Annotated in this window: 18 protein-coding genes and 1 pseudogene; 13 read left to right on the top strand and 6 right to left on the bottom strand. The window is 74.2% G+C overall.

The window, feature by feature from the left end:
* Positions 1 to 46: 46 nt before the first annotated feature.
* Complete coding sequence (locus QMQ26_RS22355) at positions 47 to 964, bottom strand: alpha/beta fold hydrolase (protein ID WP_100836461.1); 918 nt, start codon at positions 962 to 964, stop codon at positions 47 to 49.
* A gap of 239 nt (positions 965 to 1,203) precedes the next feature.
* On the opposite strand from QMQ26_RS22355, the gene QMQ26_RS22350 reads away from it, so the two are divergent.
* The 3 genes from QMQ26_RS22350 to QMQ26_RS22340 all read left to right on the top strand — a co-directional run bounded on the left by QMQ26_RS22350 (position 1,204) and on the right by QMQ26_RS22340 (position 2,632).
* Entirely contained in the window at positions 1,204 to 1,872 is a 669-nt protein-coding gene (locus tag QMQ26_RS22350; protein WP_100836462.1) for a TetR/AcrR family transcriptional regulator, read from the top strand.
* Positions 1,873 to 2,012: 140 nt separating this feature from the next.
* Positions 2,013 to 2,240: a DUF3107 domain-containing protein gene (locus QMQ26_RS22345; RefSeq protein WP_100836463.1), complete on the top strand. Its 228-nt coding sequence runs from the start codon at positions 2,013 to 2,015 to the stop codon at positions 2,238 to 2,240.
* A gap of 119 nt (positions 2,241 to 2,359) precedes the next feature.
* The gene (locus tag QMQ26_RS22340) at positions 2,360 to 2,632 is read left to right on the top strand and encodes a hypothetical protein (protein WP_100836464.1); all 273 of its coding nucleotides are present in this window, start codon (positions 2,360 to 2,362) and stop codon (positions 2,630 to 2,632) included.
* A gap of 21 nt (positions 2,633 to 2,653) precedes the next feature.
* Here QMQ26_RS22340 and QMQ26_RS22335 read toward each other — a convergent pair whose 3' ends face one another.
* On the bottom strand, positions 2,654 to 3,379 hold the full coding sequence (locus QMQ26_RS22335) for a ferritin-like fold-containing protein (protein WP_100836465.1): 726 nt from the start codon (positions 3,377 to 3,379) through the stop codon (positions 2,654 to 2,656).
* Between the two features lie 574 nt (positions 3,380 to 3,953).
* On the opposite strand from QMQ26_RS22335, the gene QMQ26_RS22330 reads away from it, so the two are divergent.
* From QMQ26_RS22330 to QMQ26_RS22310, 5 genes and pseudogenes are all read left to right on the top strand, one after another.
* Positions 3,954 to 6,704: a DEAD/DEAH box helicase gene (locus tag QMQ26_RS22330; RefSeq protein ID WP_282202482.1), complete on the top strand. Its 2,751-nt coding sequence runs from the start codon at positions 3,954 to 3,956 to the stop codon at positions 6,702 to 6,704.
* A gap of 163 nt (positions 6,705 to 6,867) precedes the next feature.
* Entirely contained in the window at positions 6,868 to 7,710 is an 843-nt protein-coding gene (locus QMQ26_RS22325) for an alpha/beta fold hydrolase (protein ID WP_282202481.1), read from the top strand.
* Between the two features lie 440 nt (positions 7,711 to 8,150).
* The gene (locus tag QMQ26_RS22320) at positions 8,151 to 8,294 is read left to right on the top strand and encodes a hypothetical protein (RefSeq protein WP_199528104.1); all 144 of its coding nucleotides are present in this window, start codon (positions 8,151 to 8,153) and stop codon (positions 8,292 to 8,294) included.
* 249 nt (positions 8,295 to 8,543) lie between these two features.
* Positions 8,544 to 9,182, top strand: a complete 639-nt coding sequence (locus tag QMQ26_RS22315) for a DUF6758 family protein (protein WP_100836468.1) — start codon at positions 8,544 to 8,546, stop codon at positions 9,180 to 9,182.
* Between the two features lie 186 nt (positions 9,183 to 9,368).
* Positions 9,369 to 10,216: pseudogene (locus QMQ26_RS22310) on the top strand (PHP domain-containing protein).
* Between the two features lie 11 nt (positions 10,217 to 10,227).
* Here QMQ26_RS22310 and QMQ26_RS22305 read toward each other — a convergent pair.
* From QMQ26_RS22305 to QMQ26_RS22295, 3 genes are all read right to left on the bottom strand, one after another.
* Entirely contained in the window at positions 10,228 to 10,548 is a 321-nt protein-coding gene (locus QMQ26_RS22305) for a type II toxin-antitoxin system PemK/MazF family toxin (protein ID WP_282202480.1), read from the bottom strand.
* 6 nt (positions 10,549 to 10,554) lie between these two features.
* Positions 10,555 to 10,869 carry a hypothetical protein gene (locus QMQ26_RS22300; protein ID WP_282202479.1) on the bottom strand — a complete coding sequence of 105 codons (315 nt, stop codon included), beginning with the start codon at positions 10,867 to 10,869 and terminating at the stop codon, positions 10,555 to 10,557.
* Between the two features lie 139 nt (positions 10,870 to 11,008).
* On the bottom strand, positions 11,009 to 11,653 hold the full coding sequence (locus QMQ26_RS22295; protein ID WP_282202478.1) for a suppressor of fused domain protein: 645 nt from the start codon (positions 11,651 to 11,653) through the stop codon (positions 11,009 to 11,011).
* A gap of 434 nt (positions 11,654 to 12,087) precedes the next feature.
* Here QMQ26_RS22295 and QMQ26_RS22290 point away from each other — a divergent pair, with 434 nt between their 5' ends.
* Positions 12,088 to 13,203 carry a magnesium and cobalt transport protein CorA gene (locus tag QMQ26_RS22290; RefSeq protein WP_282202477.1) on the top strand — a complete coding sequence of 372 codons (1,116 nt, stop codon included), beginning with the start codon at positions 12,088 to 12,090 and terminating at the stop codon, positions 13,201 to 13,203.
* Positions 13,204 to 13,228: 25 nt separating this feature from the next.
* Here the strand turns inward: QMQ26_RS22290 and QMQ26_RS22285 are convergent, their stop codons facing one another.
* Complete coding sequence (locus QMQ26_RS22285; RefSeq protein WP_100836471.1) at positions 13,229 to 14,152, bottom strand: DMT family transporter; 924 nt, start codon at positions 14,150 to 14,152, stop codon at positions 13,229 to 13,231.
* Positions 14,153 to 14,271: 119 nt separating this feature from the next.
* Between QMQ26_RS22285 and QMQ26_RS22280 the strand changes: the two genes are divergently transcribed.
* The 4 genes from QMQ26_RS22280 (at position 14,272) to QMQ26_RS22265 (ending at position 18,097) form a co-directional block, all read left to right on the top strand.
* Complete coding sequence (locus QMQ26_RS22280) at positions 14,272 to 14,805, top strand: pyridoxamine 5'-phosphate oxidase family protein (protein WP_282202476.1); 534 nt, start codon at positions 14,272 to 14,274, stop codon at positions 14,803 to 14,805.
* 124 nt (positions 14,806 to 14,929) lie between these two features.
* A complete protein-coding gene (locus QMQ26_RS22275) occupies positions 14,930 to 16,237 on the top strand; it encodes a magnesium transporter MgtE N-terminal domain-containing protein (protein WP_100836473.1) in 1,308 nt (435 codons plus the stop codon).
* Positions 16,238 to 16,313: 76 nt separating this feature from the next.
* Complete coding sequence (locus QMQ26_RS22270; protein ID WP_282206590.1) at positions 16,314 to 16,880, top strand: DUF1003 domain-containing protein; 567 nt, start codon at positions 16,314 to 16,316, stop codon at positions 16,878 to 16,880.
* Between the two features lie 56 nt (positions 16,881 to 16,936).
* Complete coding sequence (locus QMQ26_RS22265; RefSeq protein ID WP_282202475.1) at positions 16,937 to 18,097, top strand: Mrp/NBP35 family ATP-binding protein; 1,161 nt, start codon at positions 16,937 to 16,939, stop codon at positions 18,095 to 18,097.
* The last annotated feature ends 207 nt before the right edge of the window (positions 18,098 to 18,304 follow it).

Raw genomic sequence — 18,304 nt, 5'->3', positions numbered from 1 at the left:
CCCGGTGCGCCCCGCGTGCGCCGGGCCCGGCCCCGCCGGTCGGCGCTCAGCCGCGCCCGTCGGCCTCCGCGAGCAGCTCCCGCACCGCGCGGGCGACCGGCTCGGGGTGCTCCAGCATCGCGACGTGCCCGGAGTCGGGCAGCACCAGCAGCCGGGCGTCCCGGAACGCGGCGCAGGCCCGCCGGGCGGAGCGGTAGGAGACCAGCTTGTCCTTGAGCCCGTAGACCAGCAGGACCGGCGCGGTGACCTGCTCGGCCTGCCGCCACAGCGCCTGGCCGCCGCGCTCGGTGTAGGCGCTGACGATGCCGCGCGCGGACCCGGTCAGCGCGCCCAGGGAGTACGGGAGCTCGGCGCGGCGGCGGTACTCGTCGACCGCCCGGGCCCGGCGGTGGGCGGGGATGCCGGCCGGGTCGCCGTAGACCAGGCGCAGCAGGTCGGCGGTGGCGCTCTCCGGGTCGGCGCCGCGGCTGCGGCGGCGGATCAGCTCGGCGACGCCGGGCAGCGCCAGCAGGCCGGTGGACCAGGCGGTGCGCTGCGGGGGCAGCTCGGGCAGCGCCGGGGAGATCAGGGTGAGGCTGCGCACCAGGTCGGGCCGGAGCGCGGCGAGCCGGACGGCGACCGCGCCGCCGAGCGAGTTGCCGAGCAGGTGGACCGGCCCGCGCCCGGTCTCCTCCAGGTACCCGATGACCGCCCGGACGTGCCCGGAGAGGGTCAGGTTGCCGTCCAGCGGCGGGGCGGAGTGGCCGAAGCCGGGCAGGTCCACGGCCTCGCCGTCGACGTCGTCGGCGAGTTGGTCGAGGAGTTCGAGCCAGTTGTCGGCGGAGCCGCCGAGCCCGTGCACGAACAGGGCGGGCGGCAGGCCCTCCCGGGGTTCGCAGTGGCGGCTGACGGCCAGCTCCGCTCCGGGCACCTGGACGGTGCGGTGCGGCTCCAGGGCGGCGAGGGGGTGCTGGGAGGCGCTCATGGAGCACGATGGTAGTGACGGAGACCGGTCACCACGGCCGGTCACGGGGCCGTACTGCCCCCGTCACGAGCCCGTCTCGACCTGTGGACAGTCCAGGTCCGGGTCGTATTGTGGGCTCCCGACAAGGGCGGTTGTGCGCTTTACTCGGCTTCACCCGCGCACGCGAGGGTTACCGAAAAGTAGAATCAATCACCTGTCCAGTCCCACCGCGGACCGTGAAGTGAGAAGTGAGGAGCGCCGTGACGGCCATCCAAGAGGCGCAGGAGCGCCCGCGCGGTGCCCGCCTGCCGCGAAGCGCCCGCCGTGAACAACTGCTCGGAGCCGCCCAGGAGGTGTTCGTCGCCCAGGGCTACCACGCCGCCGCCATGGACGACATCGCCGAGCGGGCCGGCGTCAGCAAGCCGGTGCTCTACCAGCACTTCCCGGGCAAGCTGGAGCTCTACCTCGCGCTGCTCGACAAGCACTGCGACGCGCTGGTCGACGGCACCCGGGCCGCCCTGGAGGCGACCAACGACAACAAGCAGCGGGTCGCCGCCACCATGGAGGCGTACTTCCACTACGTCTCCAGCGAGTCCGGCGCGTTCCGGCTGGTCTTCGAGTCGGACCTGACCAACGACCCGGCGGTGCGCGAGCGGGTCGACCGGGCCACCGACCTGAGCGCGACCCTGGTCTCCAAGGTGATCGCCGAGGACACCGACCTGCCCGAGGCCGAGGCCAAGCTGCTCGCGGTCGGCGTCTGCGGCCTGGCCCAGATCACCGCCCGGTACTGGCTCACCCAGGACGGCGAGATCCCGCGCGAGGAGGCCGTCCGGCTGGTCGCCAGCCTGGCCTGGCGCGGCCTGAAGGGCTTCCCGATGCACCCCGCCCAGGAGGGTTCCCCGGACGGTTCGGCCGAGCAGTCCGACTGACCGCGGATTCGGCCCTGAGCGGACCGGCCCCCGACCTTCGCCCCCCGGCCGGGTCGCTGCCTTAAGGTGATGCCCGTAGGGCGCGCCCACCGCGAACCGCGGTCGGGGGCGCGCGGCCAGCTACCGGAGGGACGGAAGCCGTGGAGGTCAAGATCGGGGTGCAGAACGCGAACCGGGAGATCGTCCTGGAGAGCGCGCAATCTGCCGAAGAGGTCGCGGACGCGGTCGCCAAGGCCCTGGACGGCACCAGCAAGCTGTTCACCCTGCTCGACGAGCGCGGCCGCCGGGTGCTGGTGCCCTCCGAGCGGCTCGCGTACGTCGAGATCGGCGAGCCGTCCGTCCGCAAGGTCGGTTTCGGCACGCTCTGAGCCCGCGTCACGGCGCCCCGTCCCCCGCCCGGGGGACGGGGCGCCGTGCTGTGCGTACCGGCGGGCGGGGGCGGGTAGGCGGAGTGCTGCCGCAGCATCGAACGCCCCGGGAGGCAGCCGTGTGGGAGACGACCGCGTTCGCGCTGATCGGACTGGCCGTGGGCTTCGGCGCCCTCGTGGTCCGGCCCGAGCTGTTCCCGGGCCCCCGCGCGCTGCCCGTCGGCACCGCGCTGGTGGCCGCGCTGCTGGCCGGCCGGATCAGCGGCTACGTGATGGACGGGCAGCTGCCGCCGGTGCAGCTGCTGCTCTCCGCCGTGGCCGCGGTGCTGCTGGTGTCGCTGCCGGCCCGGCCGGACCTGCTGCCCCGCGGCGGCCGGCACCGGCACGGCTGAGCGGCCGGGGGCGCCGTCCGCTCAGGAGGCCAGGCCCAGCGCCGCCATCCGCTTGGTGTGGGTCTCGGTGATCCGGTTGAACATCTTGCCGACCTCGACCAGGTCGAAGCCGCGCACCTCGGCCCCGCCGACCAGCAGGTTGGACAGCGCGTCGCGCTCGGCGACCACCCGCTGCGCCTGGCTGAGCGCCTCGCCCATCAGCCGCCGCCCCCACAGCGCCAGCCGCCCGCCGACCCGCCGGTCCTCGGCGATCGCCTGCCGCACCCGCTCGACCGCGAACTCGGCGTGCCCGGTGTCGGACATCACCCGCAGCACCAGGTCCCGGGTGTCGTCGTCGAGCCGGACGGCCACCTCGCGGTAGAAGTCGGTGGCGATCGCGTCGCCGACGTACGCCTTGACCAGGCCCTCCAGCCAGTCGGACGGGGCGGTCATCCGGTGGAAGTTCTCCAGCGGCTCGACGAACGGCTCCATCACCGCGACCGGGTCGGCGCCGACCTCGGCCAGCCGGTCGTGCAGCAGCTGGAAGTGCTGGTACTCGGCGGAGGCCATCCGGGCCAGCGCGGCCTTCTCGGTGATGCCGGGCGCGAACTTGGCGTCCTCGGCCAGCCGCTCGAAGGCGCTCAGCTCGCCGTACGCGAGGGCGCCGAGCAGGTCCAGCACGGCCGCCCGGTACTGCGGGTCGGCGGCCCGGGCCGCCCAGGGCCCGATCGAGTCGGTGGGGCCCGCACCGGGTTCCTGAGTCTCCATGCCGACGACCTTAGTGCTCCCGCCCGCCCGCCGAATCCGCCCGCCGGGCGCCCCGCCACTCGGGCGCGGCCGGTCGGAGTAGCCGCCGTCACGTGTTCGAGTCGTCGCTTGACTGTATGGTAGGTGGTGAGGCCAGGTGTGAACCGGCGCGGTCCGTCCGTCCAACGGCAGGCCGCTCCCAGTCGCGCCCGGCGGCGTCCCGCCGCCCGGTGCAGCACCCGGCGCTCACGTACGCGGATGCCCGGTCGGAGACCCGATCGGCTCCGACCTGGCCCGAGCCTCGGGCCCAGGCACCGCATCAGGCCGAGCGAGGGCCACCGCGGATCGCGCCGACAGCGCGCCGCACGACCCGTCACCGGGACGCCCTCCCCGCGCCGCCCGCCCGTCACGCCCCGCACGGGGCTGCCCGGGCACGGCAGGACGCGTCGAACTCGGCCCTCCACACGGAAGAGGCAGCACCCTGTCCACCACCACTGAACCCGTCAAGCAGACCTTCCGGGACCTCGGCATCCTCCCGGAGACCGTCGAGGCCCTGGAGGCCGTCGGCATCGTCCACCCCTTCCCGATCCAGGAGATGACCCTGCCGGTCGCGCTGAGCGGCCACGACGTCATCGGCCAGGCCAAGACCGGCACCGGCAAGACACTCGGCTTCGGCCTCCCGCTGATCGAGCGGGTCGTGGTCAAGGCCGACGTCGCCGCCGGCCGGGCCACCGCCGAGCAGCTCTCCGACGGCCCGCAGGCGCTCATCGTGGTGCCCACCCGCGAGCTGTGCACCCAGGTCACCAACGACCTCCAGACCGCCGGCAAGGTCCGCGACGTCCGCGTCCTGGCCGTCTACGGCGGCCGCGCGTACGAGCCGCAGGTCGAGGCCCTGAAGAAGGGCGTCGACATCGTGGTCGGCACCCCCGGCCGCCTGCTCGACCTGGCCGGGCAGCGCAAGCTCGACCTGTCCAAGGTCCGCGCGCTGGTCCTGGACGAGGCCGACGAGATGCTCGACCTCGGCTTCCTGCCGGACGTCGAGAAGATCATCACCATGCTGCCCGCCAAGCGGCAGACCCTGCTCTTCTCGGCCACCATGCCCGGCCAGGTCATCTCGCTGGCCCGCCGGTACATGAGCCAGCCCACCCACATCCGGGCCGCCGCGCCGGACGACACCGGCACCACCGTCGCCAACATCGAGCAGCACATCTTCCGTGCGCACTCGCTCGACAAGGTCGAGATGGTCTCCCGAATCCTCCAGGCCGACGGCCGCGGCCTGGCGATGATCTTCTGCCGCACCAAGCGCACGGCCGCCGACGTCGCCGAGCAGCTCACCAAGCGCGGCTTCGCGGCCGGCGCGGTGCACGGCGACCTCGGCCAGGGCGCCCGCGAGCAGGCGCTGCGCGCCTTCCGCAACGGCAAGGTCGACGTCCTGGTCTGCACCGACGTCGCCGCCCGCGGCATCGACGTCGAGGGCGTCACGCACGTCATCAACTACCAGTGCACCGACGACGAGAAGACCTACCTGCACCGGATCGGCCGCACCGGCCGGGCCGGCGCCTCGGGCACCGCCGTCACCCTGGTCGACTGGGACGACATCCCGCGCTGGCAGCTCATCAACAAGGCGCTGGACCTGCCGTTCAACGACCCGGAGGAGACCTACTCCAGCTCGCCGCACCTGTACGAGCTGCTGCGCATCGCCCCCGGCACCAAGGGCGTCCTGCCGCGCTCCGAGCGCACCCGGGCCGGCCTGGCCGCCGAGGAGGTCGAGGACCTCGGCGAGACCGGCGGACGCGGCCAGCGCGGTCGCGGCGGGCGGGACGCCAAGGACGGCCGGGACGCTCGGGACAGTCGGGAGGGCCGGGACGTCCGCGGTGGGCGGAGCGCCGCCCCCGAGACCCCGGCTCCCGCCGAGCGGCCGTCCCGCCGCTCCCGCGAGCGCCGCCGCACCCGTGGTGGCAGCGGCGCGGTCGACGCCGTCGGCACCGTGGCCCCCGAGACCCAGGCCGTCGAGCAGCAGCAGCCCGCCGCCACCGGCACCGGCCCCGCGGCCGTCCCGGCGGAGGGCCGCGGCTCGCGCCGCCGCAACCGCAACCGCCGGGGCGGCACGTCCGCGCCCGCGTCCGCGGAGACCGTGGCGGCAGCGGCGGAGGTGGCGGTGGAGACCGCCGAGGCCGTGGCCGCTCCGGTGGCCCCGGCCGTCGAGGCCGCCGCCGTCGAGGCGCCCGCCCGCACGCCGCGCAAGCGCACCCACCGGGCGGAGCCGGTGGGCGAGACCACCGTCGTCGCCGCGGCGCCCGCCACCGCGGAGGCACCCGCCGCCGTCGAGGCGCCGGTCGCCGCCGAGCCCGTGATCCGCTCCCGGAAGCCGCAGCAGCGGGCCGTCCGCAAGCCGATCACCTCCCTGGTGAGCTCCCCCGAGGAGTCGGCCACCGCCCCGGCCGCGCGCAAGCGGACCGCCAAGCGGGCCCCCGCCGAGACCCCGGTGGCGGCCCCGGCCGCCGTCGCTGCTCCGGTCGCGGCCCCGGCCGCCGTCGAGGCGCCCGCCGCCGAGGTGGCAGCCGCCCCGACCGCGCGCCGTCGGGCCGTGCGCAAGGCCACCACCACCGTCGACACCCCGGCCACCGCCGAGACCCCGGTCACCACCGAGGCCCCGGCCGCCGAGGTGGCAGCCGCCCCGGCCCCGCGTCGCCGGGCCGTGCGCAAGGCGACCACCACCATCGAGCCCCAGGCCCCTGCCGCGGCTCCGGTCGCGGCTCCGGCCGCCGTCGAGGCGCCCGCCGCCGAGGTGGCAGCCGCCCCGACCGCGCGCCGTCGGGCCGTGCGCAAGGCCACCACCACCGTCGACACCCCGGCCACCGCCGAGACCCCGGTCACCACCGAGGCCCCGGCCGTCGTCGAGGAGGCTCCGGCCCCGCGCAAGCGGGTCACCAAGAAGGCGGCTGCCGCCGCCGTCGAGGCCCCCGCCGCCGAGGAAGCCCCGGCTCCCCGGAAGCGGGCCGCCAAGAAGGCCGTCGCCGCCGTCACCGAGGAGACGGACGCCCCGGCGCCGCGCAAGCGCACCACCAAGAAGGCGGCTGCCGCCGTCGAGGCGGCCCCCGCCGCCGAGGAGGCACCGGCGCTGCGCAAGCGGGCCGTCAAGAAGGCCACGGCCGCCACGGCCGAGGAGGCCGCCGCCCCGGCGCCGCGCAAGCGGACCGTGAAGAAGGCCGTCGCCGCCGTCGAGGCGGTCCCCGCCGCCGAAGAGGCTCCGGCTCCCCGGAAGCGGGCCGTCAAGAAGGCCACGGCCACCACCGCCGAGGAGATCCCGGCCCCGCGCCGGACCCGTAAGGCCGTCGAGAAGTAGTCGGGAAGCAACCGCACCACCCCGCAGGGGAGGGCCGGCCGCACAGGTCGCCCCTCCCCTGCGGCGTTCCCGCGCCCTGTGGGTTTCCCTCGCGCCCGTCGCCGTCCCGCCGCCGTAGGCTGAGCCCGGTGTCGGGTGAGCCGGAGATGAGGGGCCGCAGCGGATGAGTACGCCGCCGTTCTTGAAGTTGCCGTCGTGCGTGCGGGCGGTCCGGGTGGCGGGGTTGGCCGCGCTGTGGGGCGAGCCGGCGGGGGCGGTGCGGGGAACGGCGGTGCTGGTGCCGGGGTTCACCGGCAGCAAGGAGGACTTCATCGCGCTGCTGGAGCCGCTCGCGGAGGCGGGGTTCCGGACGGTCGCGGTGGACCAGCGCGGCCAGTACGAGTCCGGCGGCCCGGACGACCCGGCGGCGTACGCGGTTCAGGCCCTGGGGGCGGACGTGCGGGCGGTGACGGCCGGTCTGGGGGTGCGGGGGCCGGTGCACCTGCTGGGGCACTCGTTCGGGGGCCAGGTGGTCCGGGAGGCGGTGCTGGCGGCCCCGGAGGAGCTGCCGTGGGCTTCGTTGGCGCTGGTGTCGACCGGGCCGGGGGCGATCGACGCGGCGGAGGCGGCCCGGACCGGGCTGCTGCTGACGGCGCTGGACTCGATGGACCTGGAGTCGATCTGGCAGGTGATGCGGCAGCTGGAGGGCGAGCGGGTGCCGCCGCTGGACCCGGAGATCGCGGACTTCCTGCACCGCCGCTGGCTGGCGAACCGCCCGCAGGCGCTGCGGGCGGCGGCGGCGCACCTGGTCGCGGCGCCGGACCGGGTGGACGAGCTGGCGGCGGCGGCGCTGCCGAAGCTGGTGCTGTCCGGCGAGCGGGACTACGCCTGGCCGGTCGAGGAGCAGTCGCGGATGGCCCGGCGGCTGGGCGCGGTGCGGCGGACGGTGGCCGGAGCGGGGCACTCCCCGAACGCGGAGCGACCGGCCGAGACGGCGGCGGCGCTGGCCGCGTTCTGGTCCGCCTGAGCGGGGCCGCGGCGGCGGGGCGGTGACCGGCCGGTTCCTCCGGCCGGGTCCGGGTCACGGGCGGGTCTCCTGACAGCCATTCAGAAGTCGGCCCCGGTTTTCGCGCGACAAGAATCGTTAGCTCGGGTAATATTTGATTTCGTCCGGGATCAACACCCTCCGGCCGCCGCACCCTCCTCCGGCTGCCGAAACCACGGATTTACCGGCGGGCAACCGCCGGGAAGCAGCGTCGCGGCACGATGAGTCATCGAGGCATCACAGCCTCCCTCCAGTGCCGCAAGGGAAAGTGCCGCTGATCGAGTCCTGCTTGAGAGTGGGGGGAGCGACGGGTGACCGCACCTGCCGGACGTCCGACCCAGCCAACGCCGACGAGCCACCGTCTGATGGCCGACCGTCGGCCGAGTCCGCCTCGGAGCCCGAGGACGGGAAGGGAGAGGCCCATGCGTTTCGAGATCCTCCGCCTGGATCACGCGGGAACGGAGAGCGATCGGCTGATCGCCGACGCGGAGACCGTCTCCGAGTACCTGAAGGCCGCCGCACAGACCGGCGAACGCCTGTACATCCGGCCGTGCAAGGCCGTGTGAGCGGACGCGGACCGACCTCCGAGTCGTCCGACGTTCCGATACCCGACTGACGCCCCGTCACCGCAGGAGACCCCTGGGATGACGGGGCGTCAGTCTGTTCGGGGTCCGCGACCTGCGGGGGTTTGACGGCGCCCCGCCCGGGACATCACCTGAGCCGGACCCGGGCCGTTGCCGGGGGCGGCTCGTGACGCACTCCTTACGGGTGATCGTCCTTGACGCAGCTGTCCGGAGGGAGGACCGTTGTCGGTTATGAGGGGCGAGCCAAGCTGCCCGAGGTGCGCCGGTCGGGTCCGCGCCCCAGGTCTCTTCTCCGACACCTGGCAGTGCGATCTGCACGGTGCCGTGCACCCGATGCAGCCGGTGCTGCCCCCGAGCATCGAGGCGCTGAACGTCGCGGTGAACCGCTCGCAGGTGCCCGTCTGGCTGCCCTGGCCGCTGCCGGTGGGCTGGCTGTTCACCGGGATCGCGCACGCGGGGGACGACCTGTCGGGAGCCCGGGCCACCGCCGTCGCCTGCTCCGGCCCGGCGCCGCTCGGCGGGTTCGGCGAGCTGGTGCTGGTGGCCGAGGAGCCGGGCATCGGCCTGGGCGCCCGGTACGCCGGGCTGGACGGGCCGGACCCGGGCGATTCGGTGGCGCTGTACAAGCCGGCCGACGCCAAGCTGATGGCGGCGGGCCGCCCCACCCCGATGTTCCACGTCCCGGGCGCGCCGGACGACCGCGCGGTGTACGTCGGCGAGGCGCGCGGCCTGTGGCTGTGGGCGATCGCCTGGCCCGAGCAGTCGGCGCTGCTGATGCACGACGAGCTGGTGCTGACCGACCTGCGCGACGCGGGCGCCGAACTGGGCCTGCTGCCCTGCGGGGCGCTCACCCCGCGCCTGCTGGGCTAGGGTCCGTCTTCAAACCCCCGTCTGCCCCACGACGCCTGGCACGCCCTCTCGCCGCACCGGGCGAAAGGCCAAGTACATCCCGTACGCGACCTTCCACCCGGCACGCCGGGAGCACGCACCGGACGCCGCGGGGCTGCGACGGGGGTTTGAAGACGGGCCCTGGGGCCGCTCCCTATCCTGGGCGGCATGCGTATCGATCTGCACGCCCACAGCAATGCCTCGGACGGCACCGACTCCCCGCCGAGCTGGTGGCCAACGCGGTGGCCGCCGGGCTGGACGTGGTGGCGCTGACCGACCACGACACGGTGGCCGGGTACGGGGCGGCGGCGGCCGCGGTGGCCGGGACGGGGCTGGTGCTGGTGCCGGGCGCGGAGCTGTCCTGCCAGGTGGACGGGATCAGCATGCACCTGCTGGCGTACCTGTTCGACCCGGCGGAGCCGGCCTTCGCGGCCGAGCGGGAGCTGGTGCGCACCGACCGGTTCCGGCGCGGGCGGGCGATCGTGGAGCGCTGCCGGGAGCTGGGCGCGCCGATCGGCTGGGAGCAGGTGGAGCGGATCGCGGGCGAGGGCTCGGTGGGCCGTCCGCACATCGCCTCGGCGCTGGTGGAGGCGGGCGTGGTGGCGAGCGTCTCGGACGCGTTCACACCCGAGTGGCTGGCCAACGGCGGGCGGGCGGACGTCCGCAAGCACGAGACCGACCCGGTGGCGGCGGTCCGGCTGGTGCGGGCGGCGGGCGGGGTGCCGGTGTTCGCGCACCCGGGGGCGGTCAAGCGCGGGCGGACGGTGTCGGACGCGGTGATCGCCGAGCTGGCGGCGGCCGGCCTGGGCGGCCTGGAGGTCGACCACGTCGACCACGACGAGCCGACCCGGGCCCGACTGCGCGCCCTGGCGGCCGAGTTGGGCCTCTTCACCACCGGCTCCAGCGACTACCACGGCACCCGCAAGACCGTCCGCCTGGGCGAGCACACCACCGACCCGGCCGCGTACGGGGAACTGCTCGCCCAGGCCACGGGGGCGGCCCCGATCACCGGCTGACCCCCGCCGACTCAGAGAGCGAGGGCTGCGCGAAGGCCCGCGGCGACTTTCATCATGGTGGTGTTGCTGAGCGCGCCGAGGGCCTCGCGGAGTTCGTCGCGGTACAGGGCGACGATGTCATCGCACAGGACGGAACCGACCAGAGCGCCGTCGGCCGAGCCGAGCTTGACGATGCTGGGCAGCTCGGGCTTCGGCGTGGTGGTGAGCCTGACGGCAAGGCAGCTGTCGAGCTTCTGGTTACGGGCGTTGTTCGAGACGACGAGGAACGGCTTGAGGCCGTAGCCCGCGTCGGCCCGGTAGACGACGCCGCGGACCGGCACGATCTCGGTCATGTGCTTCTAGTCCTCGCTCGATCCTCGGCGCCGGTTGCGCATGGCGCGGTCGTGTTCGCGGTCGTCGTCGTCCCGGGCTGCGGCGAGCGCGGCATAGCCGCTGGCCATGACCTTTTCCTCCACGGCGATGCGACCGGCCTCGATCAAGGCCTGGAGGACCTCCGCCTCGGAGGGGTTGGCCGAGAGCTCGACGCCGAGGATCTCGGCCATCGCCGCCCGGTAGGCGCCTGCCGGTTCTCTCAGGAGTTCGACGGTGCGGGTGTCTTCGGCTGTCACCGGCACGGACTTGCGGGCCACGGCCTTTCCGCTGAGGCTGCTCATGGTTCCAATGTGAGGCAACTTGTGCAGCAGGTCAAGCTGCATCATCTGCGGCTTCACCCGCAGCAGCCGCAGGGCGGCGATCGCCTCGGCCGCAAGACCGCCCGGCTGACGCCCACTGCCTGCCGTCCGCCGGCGGTCGTCAGTCCAGCGGGACGCCGCGGCGGTTCGGGTCGCGCAGGTCGGTGCCGTGCTTGAGCCAGCGGTCCTGGAGTGCTTCGGCGCCCTGGACGCGTTTGAAGGCGGCCTCGTTGGGGGTCATCGGCAGCAGCGGGAGGAAGCGCACCGGGTCGGCCGGGGCGGGGAGTTCGAGGTCCTCGACCAGGCCGCCGGGTTCGGCGGCCAGCACCGAGGTGAACGGGGCGCCGGTCCACAGCGGGGAGCCCAGGTCGAGCGAGCCGCCGGGGGCCACCACCAGGCCCTCGACCTGTGGGCTGGCGGCGAAGACGGCGAGCGCCCGGTGCGCCTCGTCGCGGCCGCCGCGCACGGTCAGCACCAGTTCGGCGCGCGGGCCGCGCACCGGGTCGGCGACGGGGGCGGTCGGGTCGGCCATCGGGGCGGCGGCCATGCCGAGCGTGGCGTACCGGACCAGGCCGTCCGGGTCGGGGCCGAACCGCAGCACCTCGATCCGGTCCGCGCCGACGAAGGTGACGGCGGCCCGGCCGGTGGGTTCGCCGAAGGTGCCGGTCAACCGGGCCTCGACCAGGGTGAGGACGGTCTGCCGGGTCGGGCCGGCGTGGCCGTCCGGTTGCGAGAAGTCGCCGAAGTGCGGGAAGTCGTGCGCCATGCGGCGACCTTAGCGCGGGCGCGCCGTCCGGAACCTTGGCGCGACCTTTACCCGGGGGACGGCGAATGCCGGGCGCGGCTCCGGGAAGAGCTGTTAATGTGAGCGGTCGGCCTCGTGAACGCGAACCGGGGCCGCGAAGGCCCCCGCGCGGGCCCCGGCGTGGAGGAGGTGGTCACGGTGGACAGCAGTCGACCATGCAGTACCGGCAGCTCTCTCCGGCCCGCCCCGGCCCGCCGCCCCCGCGGCTGACCAGGTCCCCGCAGCGTCGCGCGCGGCCGAGAGAGCACCTTCCCCGGGCCTGATCCGACGAAACCCGCCCAGCGAACGGCTTTCTGACACTTCTTCAGCCCCGGCGTGTCCACCGGTGTTTTCCGCCGTCGCGTTCCCCCGGTACGTCCCGGGGCGCGCCGGTCCGGCCCTAGGGAGCCCGTGCCATGTCGATGATGCACAACCTGCGCGCCGCCGTCGTCCGTCCAGCCCGCCGCCGGGTCGGCGACTCGTTCGAGTCGAAGCCCGGCGACACCCCGTCCGCCGTGGTGGACTGCGCCGTCTACCACCAGGGCAAGCGGGCCACCGAGACGTGCAGCCCGCGCGAGGCCGCCCGGCAGGTGAAGGCCGCGCAGCAGATGGGCCCCGGCTCGTTCAGCTGGATCGGCCTGCACGAGCCGACCGAGGCCGAGTTCGAGGGCATCGCGCAGCGCTTCGGCCTGCACCCGCTGGCCGTGGAGGACGCGGTGCACGCGCACCAGCGCCCCAAGGTCGAGCGGTACGACGGCATGCTGTTCGCGGTGTTCAAGACCGTCCGCTACGTCGAGCACGAGCAGCTCACCCCGACCAGCGAGGTGGTCGAGACCGGCGAGCTGATGGTCTTCGCCGGCCAGGACTTCGTGATCACCGTCCGGCACGGCGCGCACTCCTCGCTGCGCACCCTGCGGCACCGCCTGGAGGCCGACGACGAGGGCACCGGCCTGCTCGCCAAGGGCCCGGCCGCGGTGCTGCACGCCATCGCCGACCACGTGGTGGACAACTACCTGCTGGTCGCCGACCGGCTGCAGAACGACGTCGACGAGATCGAGTTCGACGTGTTCGCCAACAAGGGCGGGCGCGGCGCCGACGTCGGCCGGGTGTACCAGCTCAAGCGCGAGGTGCTGGAGTTCAAGCGCGCCGTCACCCCGCTGCTGCGGCCGATGCTCCAGCTCGCCGAGCCCACCGGGCGGCTGGTCGACCCGGAGATGCAGAAGTACTTCCGGGACGTCGCCGACCACCTGGCCCGGGTCAGCGAGCAGGTGCACGGCTTCGACGAGCTGCTCAACTCGCTGCTCCAGGCCAACCTGGCGCAGGTCTCGGTCGCCCAGAACGAGGACATGCGCAAGATCACCGCCTGGGCCGCGATCTTCGCCGTCCCCACCATGATCACCGGCGTGTACGGGATGAACTTCGAGCACATGCCGGAGCTCAAGTCGACCTACGGCTACCCGACCGTGCTCGGCGCGATCGTGGTGATCTGCGTCGGCATGTACCGGGGCTTCCGCCGCAACGGCTGGCTGTGACGGCGGCGGGCGGCCGGGCGGGGCGTCAGCGGCGCTCCGCCCGGGCCACCAGCACCAGGCCCAGCAGGATCAGCCCCACCGCCGGGTAGGCGGCGACCGGCGGCCACTGGCCCAGCCAGACCGCGGCGATCAGCGCCGCGCCCGGGGTCTCCAGCAGGATCGCCGTCGAGGTGACCGACGGGCCCAGGGTGCGCACCACCCGGTTGCTCAGCGAGTGGCCGAGCAGCTGCGCCGTCACCATCAGCAGGAAGATCTGCCACCACGCGCCGGCCGGCCAGCCGCCCAGCCGGGTGCCGGTCAGCAGGCAGGCCGCCAGCAGCGCGAGCGCGCAGGTCGCGTAGCAGACCAGGGTGTACGCGGTGGTCGAGACGGTCCGCCGCACCTCCGCGCCCAGCAGCATGTACCCGGCCGCCGCCGCGCCCGCCGCCAGCGCCAGGGAGTCGCCCAGCAGGGCCCGGGCCGAGACCGTCAGGTCGACGCCGGTCAGCACCAGCACGCCCGCGAACGCCACGCCCGCGCCCAGCCAGACCAGCCGCGGCGCCCGCACCCCGGACAGCCGCATCAGCAGGATCGTCCACAGCGGGGTGGTGGTCACCAGCGCCGTGGACGACGCGACCGAGGTCATCCGCAGGCTGGGCATCCACAGCGCGAAGTGCAGCGCCAGCAGCACGCCCGCCGCCACCGCCAGCAGCAGCGCCCGCCGCGGGATACCGCGCAGCTCGGCCCGGTGCCGCCACAGCGCGTACGGGCCCAGCACCGCCACCGACATGCCGTTGCGCCAGAACGCGATGGCCAGCGCGGGCGCGGCCGTCGCGCTGATCAGCGGCGCGGAGAGCGAGATGCCCGCGATCGACACCGCCAGCAGCAGCAGGTCGGTGCGCGGCAGGTGCCGCCGCTCTCCCGGCGCCGGGGGTGCGGCGGGGGCGGTGGTGCTGACGGCGGCGGTCACGGCGCTCCTTCGGGCGACGGGGTGGACGGCCTCTACGGTAAGGGCTGTCCGGCGCTGACGGCACTGTCGTCCGGGGGATGGGACCGGCCGCCGCGGGCCCAGGCCGTACGCTGTGCGGCATGGAGCGTACGACGACCGCGAGCCCGACGGACTTCCTCGACCGGGCCCTGGTGGAGGAAGCCGCCAAGAAGTCCGGACTGCTCTGGGTCCGGCCCGCCGGACAGTCGCACGCCCGCCCGCTCTGGCACGCCTGGCACGACGGCGCGGTCGTCGTGGTCGGCGACGGCTCCGAACAGCCCCTGCACGGGCTCGCCGCCGGCACCTCCGCCGCGATCACGCTGCGCAGCAAGGACAAGTGGGGCCGCCTGGTCGCCCTCACCGCCACCGTCACCCGCCTCGACCCCGGCACCCCCGCCTGGGACGGCGCCGTCGAGGAGCTCAAGGGCAAGCGCCTGAACGCCCCCGACACCGACACCATCGGCGAGCGCTGGGCCCGCGAGTGCCACGTCCTGCGCCTCACCCCCGTCGACGCGCCGCTCGCCCCGCTCCCCGACGACGACCTCGCCGCCGCGCCGCTGCCCACCGCCGCGACCACCCGGCGGCCGGTCCCGGCGGGGCTGCCCAAGCTGCTCCTCAAGCGGCGCGGGCGCTGACACCCGCCGCTCGCTCCCCGCGCCCCGTCCGGTTTCGCCCCCTCCCGCTCGCGTCTGACGGCCTCCCCTCCCCCGCCCGGCTAGATTTGGGGGATTGTGTCCGCTTCCCCGGAGGGAGTCTCGTATGGCGGGGCCTGGCAGCCGGGTGTTCATCTCCCACCTCTCCGGTGTCGCGGTGTTCGACCCGAACGGGGACCAGGTGGGGCGGGTCCGGGACGTGGTGGTCTCGTTGCGGCTGGGCGGGCGGCCGCCCCGCGTGCTGGGGCTGGTGGTGGAGGTGATCGGGCGGCGGCGGATCTTCCTGCCGATGACCAGGGTGACCAGCCTGGAGTCGGGACAGGTGCTCTCCACCGGACTGCTGAACATGCGCCGGTTCGAGCAGCGGCCGTCCGAGACGCTGGTGCTGGCCGAGCTGCTCGACCGCACCGTGACCCGGACCAAGACCACCGACGAGGTGACCGTCCTGGACGTGGCGATGGTGCAGACCCGGCTGCGCGAGTGGGAGATCGACAAGGTGTTCGTCCAGGCGGGCCGGCCGGCCGGACGGCTGCGGAAGGCGAAGGGCGAGCAGCTGCTGCTCGACTGGTCGGCTGTGACAGGCTTCTCGCTGACCGAGGAGGGCCAGGGCGCGGCCAACCTGCTGGCCACCTTCGAGCAGCTCCGCCCGGCGGACCTGGCGAACGTCATGCACCACCTGTCGGCGAAGCGCCGGGCCGAGGTGGCCGCCGCCCTCGACGACGACCGGCTGGCCGACGTCCTGGAGGAGCTGCCGGAGGACGACCAGGTGGAGATCATCGGCAAGCTCAAGGAGGAGCGCGCCGCCGACATCCTGGAGACCATGGACCCGGACGACGCCGCCGACCTGCTCTCCGAACTGCCCGAGGCGGACGCCGAGCGCCTGCTGCGGCTGATGGAGCCCGCCGAGGCGGAGGAGATGCGCCGGCTGCTCTCGTACGAGGAGGACACCGCGGGCGGGCTGATGACCACCGAGCCGATCGTGCTGGAACCGGACGCCTCGGTGGCCGAGGCACTGGCCCGGGTGCGGATCTCGGACACCAAGCCGGCGCTGGCCGCCCAGGTGTACGTGTGCCGCCCGCCGAACGAGACACCGACCGGGACGTACCTGGGCACCGTGCACTTCCAGCGGCTGCTGCGCGAACCCCCGTACACGCTGGTCGGCTCGATGGTGGACGACGACCTGGACCCGCTGCCGCCGAACACCCCGCTGCCGCTGATCACCTCCTACCTGGCCACGTACAACCTGGTGGCGGCGCCGGTGGTCGACGAGGAGGACCGGCTGCTGGGCGCCGTCACCGTGGACGACGTGCTGGACCACCTGCTGCCGGAGGACTGGCGCGAGGGCACGGCGCACGGCATCGACGCGGCGCACGGCACCGACACGGAGACGAGCGAGGTGCACGGTGGACGCTGACCGCAAGCGCCAGGGCGACAGCACCTCGGGCCAGCGCATCCAGGGCGAGCTGCGCGAACTGCGCCAGCTGCGCGAACTGCGGGCCCGCGAGCAGCGCGGCCGCCGCGAGGAGCGGCCCTCGACGGGCGGCGGGCCGCGCTCCCGGCTCGACCAGCCGCGCACCGGCCGGCCCGGGCTGATCCGGCTGCCGGCCTGGGACCCGGAGGCGTTCGGCAAGCTCTCCGAGCGGATCGCGCGCTTCCTGGGCACCGGGCGGTTCATCGTCTGGATGACGGTGGTGATCATCGCCTGGGTGGTGTGGAACACCCTGCTCCCGGTGTCCGTCCGCTTCGACGACTACCCGTTCATCTTCCTCACCCTGATGCTCTCCCTCCAGGCCTCGTACGCGGCCCCGCTGATCCTGCTCGCGCAGAACCGGCAGGACGACCGCGACCGGGTCAACATGGAGCAGGACCGGGCCCGCAGCGACCGGAACATCGCCGACACCGAGTACCTGACCCGCGAGGTCGCGGCGCTGCGCCAGGGCCTGGGCGAGGTCGCCACGCGCGCCTTCATCAGCTCCGAACTGGGCGGCATCCGCTCCGAACTTCAGGCGCTGCTCAAGGAGATCGACGAGCGCCGGGAGTCCGCCGACACGCTGTGACCGGCGGCACGCTACCGACGAGTCGGGGGCCGGGCGCCGCGCCGTACCATCAACACATGGCCAACGAGACAGAGGTGGCGACCGGGGTGACGGAGCAGTCCGTCCGGGAAGCCCTGGCGAACGTCCACGACCCGGAGATCAACCGCCCGATCACCGAGATCGGCATGGTGAAGTCCGTCGAGATCGGCGACGGCGGCGCGGTGAAGGTCGCGGTGTACCTCACCGTCTCCGGCTGTCCGATGCGCGAGACGATCACCCAGCGGGTCACCGACGCGGTCTCCGCGGTGCCGGGGGTCTCCTCGGTCGCCGTCGAGCTCGACGTGATGAGCGAGGAGCAGCGCCGCGAGCTCTCCCAGCTGCTGCGCGGCGGCGCCCCGGAGCGGGAGATCCCGTTCGCCAAGCCCGGCACCCTGACCCGGGTCTACGCGGTGGCCTCCGGCAAGGGCGGCGTCGGCAAGTCCTCGGTGACGGTCAACCTGGCGGCGGCGCTGGCCGCGGACGGGCTGAAGGTCGCCGTGGTGGACGCCGACATCTACGGCCACAGCGTGCCCCGGATGCTGGGCGTCGAGGGCCGGCCGACCCAGGTCCAGGACATGATCATGCCGCCGTCGGCGAACGGCGTGAAGGTCATCTCGATCGGCATGTTCACCCCGGGCAACGCCCCCGTGGTGTGGCGCGGCCCGATGCTGCACCGCGCCCTCCAGCAGTTCCTCGCCGACGTCTACTGGGGCGACCTCGACGTCCTCCTGCTCGACCTGCCCCCCGGCACCGGCGACATCGCCATCTCGGTCGCCCAGCTCGTCCCGAACGCCGAGATCCTGATCGTCACCACCCCCCAGATGGCCGCCGCCGAGGTCGCCGAACGGGCCGGCACCATCGCCCTCCAGACCCACCAGAAGATCGTCGGCGTCATCGAGAACATGTCCGGCATGCCCTGCCCGCACTGCGACGAGATGATCGACGTCTTCGGCACCGGCGGCGGCCAGACCGTCGCCGACGCCCTCACCCGCACCGTCGGCGCCACCGTCCCCGTCCTCGGCTCCATCCCCATCGACATCCGCCTCCGCGAGGGCGGCGACGACGGCCGCCCGGTCGTCCTCACCGACCCCGACTCCCCCGCCGGCTCCGCCCTCCGCACCATCGCCGGCAAACTCTCCGGCCGCCAGCGCGGCCTCTCGGGCCTCTCCCTGGGGCTGACCCCGAAGAACAAGTTCTGATCGAGCAACGGGCTGGCCAGCAGCGGGATACTCTCCCGACCCGCTGACCAGCCCGTTTGCCGTCACCAACTGTCAATATTGGTTGGCGCTGGTTGACCTCATACGGCCCACACACGGCCCCGGGACTAAAACACCGGGGCCGTTGGCGTTGGGCGGGAGAATCAGCGCCAGCTCGGTAGCCTAAGTGGCAGTTGCCACTCTGTTCAC

The sequence above is a fragment of the Kitasatospora fiedleri genome (assembly GCF_948472415.1).
Lineage (GTDB): Bacteria > Actinomycetota > Actinomycetes > Streptomycetales > Streptomycetaceae > Kitasatospora > Kitasatospora fiedleri.
The sequence above is the reverse complement of the archived record's forward strand: the minus strand, read 5'-3'. Positions and strand labels throughout refer to the sequence as shown.

What these genes read in the sequence shown, in the direction of transcription:
- QMQ26_RS22355 (WP_100836461.1), bottom strand. Translation starts at nt 964, where the DNA reads ATGAGCGCCTCCCAGCACCCCCTCGCCGCCCTGGAGCCGCACCGCACC.
- QMQ26_RS22325 (WP_282202481.1), top strand. Translation starts at nt 6,868, where the DNA reads ATGAGTACGCCGCCGTTCTTGAAGTTGCCGTCGTGCGTGCGGGCGGTC.
- QMQ26_RS22290 (WP_282202477.1), top strand. Translation starts at nt 12,088, where the DNA reads ATGTCGATGATGCACAACCTGCGCGCCGCCGTCGTCCGTCCAGCCCGC.
- QMQ26_RS22275 (WP_100836473.1), top strand. Translation starts at nt 14,930, where the DNA reads ATGGCGGGGCCTGGCAGCCGGGTGTTCATCTCCCACCTCTCCGGTGTC.
- QMQ26_RS22335 (WP_100836465.1), bottom strand. Translation starts at nt 3,379, where the DNA reads ATGGAGACTCAGGAACCCGGTGCGGGCCCCACCGACTCGATCGGGCCC.
- QMQ26_RS22320 (WP_199528104.1), top strand. Translation starts at nt 8,151, where the DNA reads ATGCGTTTCGAGATCCTCCGCCTGGATCACGCGGGAACGGAGAGCGAT.
- QMQ26_RS22295 (WP_282202478.1), bottom strand. Translation starts at nt 11,653, where the DNA reads ATGGCGCACGACTTCCCGCACTTCGGCGACTTCTCGCAACCGGACGGC.
- QMQ26_RS22265 (WP_282202475.1), top strand. Translation starts at nt 16,937, where the DNA reads ATGGCCAACGAGACAGAGGTGGCGACCGGGGTGACGGAGCAGTCCGTC.
- QMQ26_RS22330 (WP_282202482.1), top strand. Translation starts at nt 3,954, where the DNA reads ATGACCCTGCCGGTCGCGCTGAGCGGCCACGACGTCATCGGCCAGGCC.
- QMQ26_RS22280 (WP_282202476.1), top strand. Translation starts at nt 14,272, where the DNA reads ATGGAGCGTACGACGACCGCGAGCCCGACGGACTTCCTCGACCGGGCC.
- QMQ26_RS22300 (WP_282202479.1), bottom strand. Translation starts at nt 10,869, where the DNA reads ATGAGCAGCCTCAGCGGAAAGGCCGTGGCCCGCAAGTCCGTGCCGGTG.
- QMQ26_RS22315 (WP_100836468.1), top strand. Translation starts at nt 8,544, where the DNA reads ATGAGGGGCGAGCCAAGCTGCCCGAGGTGCGCCGGTCGGGTCCGCGCC.
- QMQ26_RS22305 (WP_282202480.1), bottom strand. Translation starts at nt 10,548, where the DNA reads ATGACCGAGATCGTGCCGGTCCGCGGCGTCGTCTACCGGGCCGACGCG.